The following is a 7,472-nucleotide window of genomic DNA, read 5'->3' as shown; positions in this document are numbered from 1 at the left end:
CTCGCCCGCTGGCAAAACAGCACGACGCCAGCGCGCTCGCCCACGGAATTTATTCCGCTGGCCGAACGTACCGGCTTAATTATTCCCCTGACCCGCAGCCTGATGGCGCAGGTCAACGCGCAGATGAGACCACTCTTTAGTAAACTACCGGATGGGTTTCATATTGGCCTGAATATCAGCGTGTCACATATTAACGCGCCGACGTTTATCGATGACTGCCTGCACTATCAGCGCGGCTTTGAGGGTAAAGCGGTGAAGCTGATGCTGGAGATCACGGAGCAGGAGCCGCTGTTGCTCAACGGGGCGGTTGTGGACAAGCTCAATACGTTACACTCCCGCGGGTTTTCCATCGCGCTGGACAACTTTGGCACCGGCTATTCCGGGCTTTCCTGTCGCCACGAGCTGGTTTTCGACTATATCAAAATCGATCAGAGTTTTGTCGGCCGGGTAACCGGGGAGGCGCCGACAAGCAAGCTGCTGGACTGCGTGATAGAGATGGCGCGGACGCTGTCACTGCGCATCATTGCCGAGGGCGTCGAAACCGAGGCCCAACGGGATTATCTTAATCGCCAGAATATTCATCTGCTGCAGGGCTACTATTTCTGAAAGCCGATGCCCTACGTCGCGCTGGTCATGCTCCTGCTGAGCAAACCGAAGGCGCGGATTGTCGAAGAATAAGCGGGCGTTGTGAAAAGTCCTGCCATGCGACGGGCTATGTATCCGTCAGCGCTGTGGGAATGAAAACGTCGTCGGTCGCTGTCCGGGTCATGCACGACCGACCGGACAAAGCAATAAGGGGTTACCTTTCGGTAACCCCTTCTTTTATATGGCGGAAGCGCAGAGATTCGAACTCTGGAACCCTTTCGGGTCGCCGGTTTTCAAGACCGGTGCCTTCAACCGCTCGGCCACACTTCCGGTGTGAGGCGCACTATAAACACCTCGGCGGATGCTGTAAAGCATCATTTTGATCAACTGCCTTAAAAACAAACAATTTTGTGTTATTCGTCTGAATTTCAGGCAGTTTGCACAGAAAATCAACGCCCATCGCCGCTGGCGGATGGGTGTTTTTTAATGTACATGTCTTTGGTGTAGTAATACCCCAGCTTATCCGGCGTGAAGCCCCCTACCCAAGGTTTCACCAGATGGGTACGTACATAGTGATAGACCGGAATGGCGGGAACATCCTGCGCCAGCAGATCTTCCGCCTGCTGATAGTATTTGCCCCGGGTCGCCACGTCGGAGGCTTTCGCCGCATTGCGCAGGGCCTCATCGTAAGCAGGGTTGCTGTACTGACTGGTGTTCTCGCTATCCCCGGTACGGAAAGTATTGAGGAAGGTGGCGGCATCGTCGTAGTCGGCAATCCACGCGTAGCGGACGGCGTCGAAGTTATGCGTATGCATGGTATCCAGCATCGTCTTCCACTCTTGGTTCTGTAGCTTCGCCTCGACGCCGAGGTTTTTCTTCCACATAGAGCTGGCGGCAATGGCGATACGCTGGTGCGACTCAGAGGTGTTATAGAGCAGGGTAAAGACCAGCGGATGGCTTTCATCATACCCCGCCTGCGCCAGCAGTTTTTTCGCCTCGGCAATCCGTTTCTCACGCGGCCAGCTGGCGTAGTCCGGGTTATGCAGCGTCACGCCGCCGATATCCGGCTGACCGATCAGCCAGGCCGGGCGCTGGCCCTGGCCAAGCACTTTTCCGGCAATGATATCTTTATCAAGCGCCATATTCAGCGCGCGACGCACACGGGCGTCGTTAAACGGCGGCCGGGTAGTATTGAATTCGTAGTAATAGGTCGCCAGCTGCGGCGAAACGTCCAGCTGGTCGCCCATGGTTTTCTGCAACTGCGCAAACTGATTGATCGGCACCGTATAGACAATATCAATCTCCCCTGCTTTGTAGCGGTTGACATCGGCGGCCTCCGAAGAGATTGGCAGGTAAGTCACTTTATTAATAACGGTATGCGCATTATCCCAGTACTTTGCATTACGTTCAGCCACCAGCCGCTCATTCACCACCCATTGGGACAGCTTATACGGGCCGCTGGTGACGATATGCTCTGGTCGGGTCCATTTATCGGCATACCGCTCCACCAGCACTTTGTCGATCGGTACCAGCGAAGGGTGCGCCAGCATCGCCAGGAAGGCGGCATTCGGCTGGGTCAGAGTGACCTGCAGCGTGGTGTCGTTCAGCGCTTTCACCCCCAACGTCTCGGGTCCCTTTTGCCCGAGGGCAATCTCGCGGGCGTTGGCGATATGCATATTGCCAGGGTAGCTCGCGTAGGGGGAGGCTGTTGCCGGCGAGACCAGTCGTTGCCAGCTCCAGACGATATCCTGCGCTGTAATGGCCGTGCCGTCGGACCAGGTCAGACCGGGGCGTAAATGAAAGGTCCATAACAGGTTGTCTTTGTTTTCCCAGCGTTCCGCCAGTCGCGGCTGGATCGCTCCCGCTGGCGACACGTTAACCAGCCCTTCAAAGNGATCGCTAATGATATTGAATTCAACATCGCTCTCGACTTTATGCGGATCGAGTGACGCCGGTTCACTGCCGTTATTTCTGACCAGCTCCTGCTTTTCCGCCAGCTGGGTGCCCGGCGGCACCTGCGCCTCCAGCGCCCCGCCGCTCATAGCCAGCATACTGACAGCCAGGAGTGTTCGGGTGATGTGATTTTTTTTGTGTAATGTCATTTCCCTTTGCCTTTGACGTACGGGGTAATCCCCCTCTTCCACACTTAGTCGCAGAACTGCAATAAGGCAATATTTTTCAGTGACCTATAAGATTTCGATCGGCTCAGCGACGCGAAAAGCGAAAATATATCGCTTTTCCCTATCTATATAGAATTTTATGCCAGGCAAAAGCGGTAAAAACTAAGTAAAGATGGGTAAAAGCATTAGGGCTTCACGCTTGTTTTTCTTATTCTTTATCCCTAATTACATCTGTCATAAGAGAGTGACTCATGGATCGCATAATTACATCATCGCGTGACCGTTCCTCGCTGCTCAGCACGCACAAGGTTCTGCGTAACACCTACTTCCTGCTCAGCCTGACGCTGGCGTTTTCCGCTATCACCGCCACCGCCAGCACAGTGCTGATGCTCCCTTCGCCGGGTCTCATTTTGACCCTCGTGGGGATGTACGGTCTGATGTTCCTGACCTACAAAACGGCGAATAAACCCACCGGGATTATTTCCGCCTTCGCCTTCACCGGGTTCCTCGGCTATATCCTTGGGCCGATGCTGAACGCGTATCTTTCTGCCGGCATGGGCGATTTAATCGGCCTGGCGCTGGGCGGCACGGCGCTGGTCTTCTTCTGCTGCTCGGCCTATGTGCTGACGACGCGTAAAGACATGTCATTCCTTGGCGGGATGCTGATGGCCGGCGTGGTGGTCGTCCTGATTGGTATGGTCGCTAACCTGTTCCTGCAGCTGCCGGCGCTGCACCTGGCGATTAGCGCGGTGTTCATCCTGATCTCTTCGGGTGCCATCCTGTTCGAGACCAGCAACATTATCCGCGGCGGTGAAACCAACTATATCCGCGCGACGGTCAGTCTGTATGTCTCGCTGTACAACATTTTTGTCAGCCTGCTGAGCATCCTGGGCTTCGCCAGCCGGGACTAACCGCTCCCCTGCTTAACAGAGGCCTCGCTTATGCGGGGCCTTTTTTTTTGCTACACTGCGGCCAGTTTCAGGCGGTATGTGAAAAATCATGTTTATTTTTGAAGGCAACGAAATTGAAACGGATAGCGAAGGCTATCTGAAAGATACCACCCAGTGGAGCGAGGCGATGGCGGAAGTCATTGCCGCGCAGGAAGGGATAACGCTCGCCGTTGAACACTGGGAAGTAGTGCGCTTTGTGCGCGAGTTTTACCTTGAATTTAACACCTCTCCGGCGATCCGTATGCTGGTCAAGGCGATGGCCAACAAGTTTGGCGAAGAGAAAGGCAACAGCCGCTATCTCTATCGCCTGTTCCCGAAAGGACCCGCCAAACAGGCGACTAAAATCGCCGGCTTGCCGAAGCCGGTGAAGTGCATCTAATAGAGGATCGCGAATTTGTCCCAGCTGCGGGTGGGTTGATGGGGTTCGGTTAACACTCGGTCAACCCGCGCGCTGCGCGGCCCCCCGGCTTTAAGCCAGGCGATGAGTTTTTCCACCTGCTCCGCCTCGCCGCAGGCAAGCACTTCCACCCCGCCGTCATCCAGATTACGGGCATAACCGGTCACCCCCAGCTGCAGCGCTTCCCGCTGCGTGGAATAGCGAAATCCCACGCCCTGAACCGAACCGTAAACCCATGCCATTGTGCAGATACTGGCCATAATCATCTCCTTTTCGCTCACGCTATACGCTGAGGATAGCAAATTCGCTCAGCGTACATGCTTCGGCAGTAAACCATAATGCTGACGGAAGCGCGCGGTAAAGCGCGATCCCGACTGATATCCGCTGTTCTGCGCAATTTCGCCTATTGGCCGCGAGGTCGTCTGCAGCTGCCCCAGGGCGTGGGCCATCCGCACCTCCTCGACGATCTGGCGAAAACTCTGCGATTCCTGCTGCAGCCGACGGCGCAGCGTGGACTCGCCGAGAAAGAGCATTTTCGCCACCCGCGACACGCTCCATGCCTGCGCCGGCGACAGCATAATCAGCTGCCGCACCTGCGCCGACAGATCCTGCTGCCGCTCGACGAGCAGCGGGCCCGCATAGCCAGCCTCATGCAGGGCCAGCAGCAGCCCCATGGTCTGGTGCTGCTGCAGCGCGACGGACAATCCCTCCCGCACCGCCTGCAGAACGCTTTGCCACATAAACGCCAGCTCTGTCGTCACCGGTGCGCAGAGCGAGGTCAGGCGCCCTGGCGGTGGTTCGCTGAGATAACGAGTCTTAAACCTCGTCAGCAGCTCGGGCGTCAGCGATAGCAGATCGGAGCAAAATAGGCCATTCTCCGGCTGGTTAATCACCTCCAGTTCCACGTCAGCTGGCAAAACAATCAGCTGTTGCGGAGTCGCCAGCACCCGGCTCTCCCCTTGCACAATCACTTTGCTGCCGCGTTTCACCCGACAGAGCGCCGGGGAGAACAGCCGCACGCGATGCAGTCTGCATAGCCGTCGGGTGGTGATCTCCGCCGCGGTTAAGGCGTTATGCTGAAAGTGGATACTCTCCATCAGACCGACCTTTTATTTTAACGCCCGGCCATCGCCGTCAACTGTGCGCTGGCGAGAGCATGGCTATGTAACAGATAGCCGACCAGCGCCCCGCTGGCCCCGGCATCCACCGGCAGCGTGGGGACATCCAGCGCCCATACCGTAAAGCGATAGCGGTGCGGTTTATCTCCCGCCGGCGGACAGGCGCCGCCGAAGCCGGCATAGCCAAAATCGTTGCGGCCCTGGACCGCTCCGCCCGGCAGTGTAGCGCTGTTTTTATCTCCCGCGCCAGCGGGCAGCGAAAAGACGCTGCTGGCGATATTGACCACCGTCCAGTGCCACCAGCCGCTGCCGGTAGGCGCATCGGGATCCCGGACGGTGACCGCGAAGCTGCGCGTACCCGCCGGGGCGTTTTTCCATGCCAGCTGCGGAGAGACATTGCCTCCGGTACAGCCGAAACCGGCAAACCAGTGCTGCTGGGCCAGTGGCTGCCCGTCACGCATATCATTGCTGCTTACGCTAAACGGCGCGGCCATCGCGCCGCTGCTCACAGCCGCTACCATCGCCACAGCCATGCGGATACCTGTTTTCATCGTCTGCTCCTCGTTGGGGTGAGAAAACAGGGTATGAGAGTCCGCACCAGCTGAATGTGCCGAAGCGCCTGCATTTTGTGCCGAAACGCTCACCTGTGCCTGCCGGGCGAAAGATGCTTGCGTGCGCCAGGTGTGCTAATCTACGCGCCATTTTTCGGTGCCGACATTCCCGTTGCTTAAAGGTAGCCCCATGACAGATTCCCTATTCCCCCGCTTAGTGTTAGCCAAAGGACGCGAGAAATCCCTGCTGCGTCGCCATCCGTGGATATTCTCCGGCGGCGTCGCCCGCATGGAAGGTAAAGCCCGCAGCGGTGAAACCATCGATATCGTTGACCATCAGGGAAAATGGCTGGCCCGCGGCGCTTACTCGCCGTCGTCGCAGATCCGCGCCCGCGTGTGGACCTTCGACCGCAATGAAGCCATCGATAGCGCCTTCTTTGAACGCCGTCTGCAGCAGGCGCAAACCTGGCGTGCCTGGCTGGCCGAGCGCGATGGCCTCGACAGCTACCGCCTGATCGCCGGCGAGTCCGATGGCCTGCCGGGCGTCACTATCGACCGCTTTGGCAACTTTTTCGTGCTGCAGCTGCTCAGCGCAGGCGCCGAATACCAGCGCGCCGCCATCATCAGCGCCCTGCAGAACCTGTTCCCGGACTGCGCCATTTACGATCGCAGCGATGTCGCCGTGCGTAAAAAAGAGGGACTGGAGCTGGCCCAGGGGCCGGTGGTGGGCGAACTGCCCCCGGCGCTGCTGCCGATCACCGAGCACGGCATGAAGCTGTTAGTCGATATCCAGGGCGGGCACAAGACCGGCTACTACCTCGACCAGCGCGACAGCCGCCTGGCCACCCGCCGCTATGTCGCGGATAAACGGGTGCTGAACTGCTTCTCCTACACCGGCGGCTTTGCGGTGTCGGCGCTGATGGGCGGCTGCCGCCAGGTCACCAGCGTGGATACCTCTCAGGAGGCGCTCGACGTTGCCCGCCAGAACGTGGAGATCAACGGACTGGATCTGTCCAAAGCGGAGTTTGTGCGCGACGACGTGTTCAAACTGCTGCGTAAATACCGCGATCAGGGAGAGAAATTCGACGTGATCGTGATGGATCCGCCGAAGTTCGTGGAAAATAAAAGCCAGCTGATGGGCGCCTGCCGCGGCTATAAAGATATCAATATGCTGGCGATCCAGCTGCTGAACCCCGGCGGCGTGCTGCTGACATTCTCCTGCTCCGGGCTGATGACCACCGATTTATTTCAGAAAATCATCGCCGATGCCGCAATTGATGCCGGGCGTGATGTACAATTTATAGAACAGTTCCGTCAGGCTGCCGACCACCCGGTGATCGCAACCTACCCGGAAGGGCTGTATCTGAAGGGGTTTGCCTGTCGCGTCATGTAACTTGAAAAACGAAACATGAGCCTCATATAGGGAGTATTCATGTTTCCCAGGAGGTGCCTATGATAGCCAGCAAATTCGGTATCGGCCAACAGGTCCGCCATACGCTCTTGGGCTACCTGGGTGTCATCGTCGATGTCGATCCCGAGTATTCACTCGCGGAACCGGAAGAGGATGAGATTGCCGCCAATGACGAACTGCGTGCGGCGCCCTGGTACCATGTGGTGATGGAAGATGATGATGGTCAGCCGATCCACACCTATCTGGCAGAAGCGCAGCTGAGCAGCGAAACCCGCGACGAACACCCGGAACAGCCGTCCCTTGACGAACTGGCCAAAACGATTCGTCAGCAGCTGCAGGC

General features: G+C 57.6%; 8 protein-coding genes, 1 tRNA gene and 1 pseudogene. 5 read left to right on the top strand and 5 right to left on the bottom strand.

Annotation, left to right across the window (positions count from 1 at the left end):
* Positions 1–678 (top strand): annotated as a pseudogene (locus tag VZP09_RS05130) (EAL domain-containing protein); the annotation flags it as partial.
* Between the two features lie 149 nt (positions 679–827).
* Here VZP09_RS05130 and VZP09_RS05125 read toward each other — a convergent pair.
* Positions 828–915, bottom strand: a tRNA-Ser gene (locus tag VZP09_RS05125).
* A 119-nt stretch (positions 916–1,034) separates the two neighbouring features.
* Positions 1,035–2,687, bottom strand: coding sequence for an ABC transporter substrate-binding protein (locus VZP09_RS05120; RefSeq protein WP_328794938.1), 1,653 nt, complete (start codon positions 2,685–2,687; stop codon positions 1,035–1,037).
* A 269-nt stretch (positions 2,688–2,956) separates the two neighbouring features.
* On the opposite strand from VZP09_RS05120, the gene yccA reads away from it, so the two are divergent.
* Positions 2,957–3,616 (top strand): FtsH protease modulator YccA, encoded by a 660-nt coding sequence (gene yccA, locus VZP09_RS05115; protein WP_002898458.1) that lies wholly within the window; start codon positions 2,957–2,959, stop codon positions 3,614–3,616.
* An 88-nt stretch (positions 3,617–3,704) separates the two neighbouring features.
* Complete coding sequence (tusE, locus tag VZP09_RS05110; protein WP_002898457.1) at positions 3,705–4,034, top strand: sulfurtransferase TusE; 330 nt, start codon at positions 3,705–3,707, stop codon at positions 4,032–4,034.
* On the opposite strand, the gene yccX is transcribed toward tusE, so the two are convergent.
* From yccX to VZP09_RS05095, 3 genes are read right to left on the bottom strand one after another with little or no spacing between them, the layout of a single operon-like run.
* Positions 4,031–4,312 (bottom strand): acylphosphatase, encoded by a 282-nt coding sequence (gene yccX / locus VZP09_RS05105; RefSeq protein WP_004150835.1) that lies wholly within the window; start codon positions 4,310–4,312, stop codon positions 4,031–4,033. The genes tusE and yccX overlap by 4 nt on opposite strands.
* Positions 4,313–4,360: 48 nt before the next feature.
* Positions 4,361–5,149 (bottom strand): AraC family transcriptional regulator, encoded by a 789-nt coding sequence (locus tag VZP09_RS05100; protein WP_004183586.1) that lies wholly within the window; start codon positions 5,147–5,149, stop codon positions 4,361–4,363.
* 17 nt (positions 5,150–5,166) lie between these two features.
* Positions 5,167–5,721: a YbhB/YbcL family Raf kinase inhibitor-like protein gene (locus VZP09_RS05095; protein WP_004210995.1), complete on the bottom strand. Its 555-nt coding sequence runs from the start codon at positions 5,719–5,721 to the stop codon at positions 5,167–5,169.
* A 190-nt stretch (positions 5,722–5,911) separates the two neighbouring features.
* Here VZP09_RS05095 and rlmI point away from each other — a divergent pair, with 190 nt between their 5' ends.
* The gene (gene rlmI / locus VZP09_RS05090) at positions 5,912–7,114 is read left to right on the top strand and encodes a 23S rRNA (cytosine(1962)-C(5))-methyltransferase RlmI (protein ID WP_004141630.1); all 1,203 of its coding nucleotides are present in this window, start codon (positions 5,912–5,914) and stop codon (positions 7,112–7,114) included.
* 59 nt (positions 7,115–7,173) lie between these two features.
* On the top strand, positions 7,174–7,472 hold a 299-nt coding region (gene hspQ, locus VZP09_RS05085), incomplete at its 3' end, for a heat shock protein HspQ (protein WP_102016994.1).

This window comes from Klebsiella sp. EMBS2024, from assembly GCF_036233805.1.
GTDB lineage: Bacteria > Pseudomonadota > Gammaproteobacteria > Enterobacterales > Enterobacteriaceae > Klebsiella > Klebsiella pneumoniae.
The sequence above is the reverse complement of the archived record's forward strand: the minus strand, read 5'-3'. Positions and strand labels throughout refer to the sequence as shown.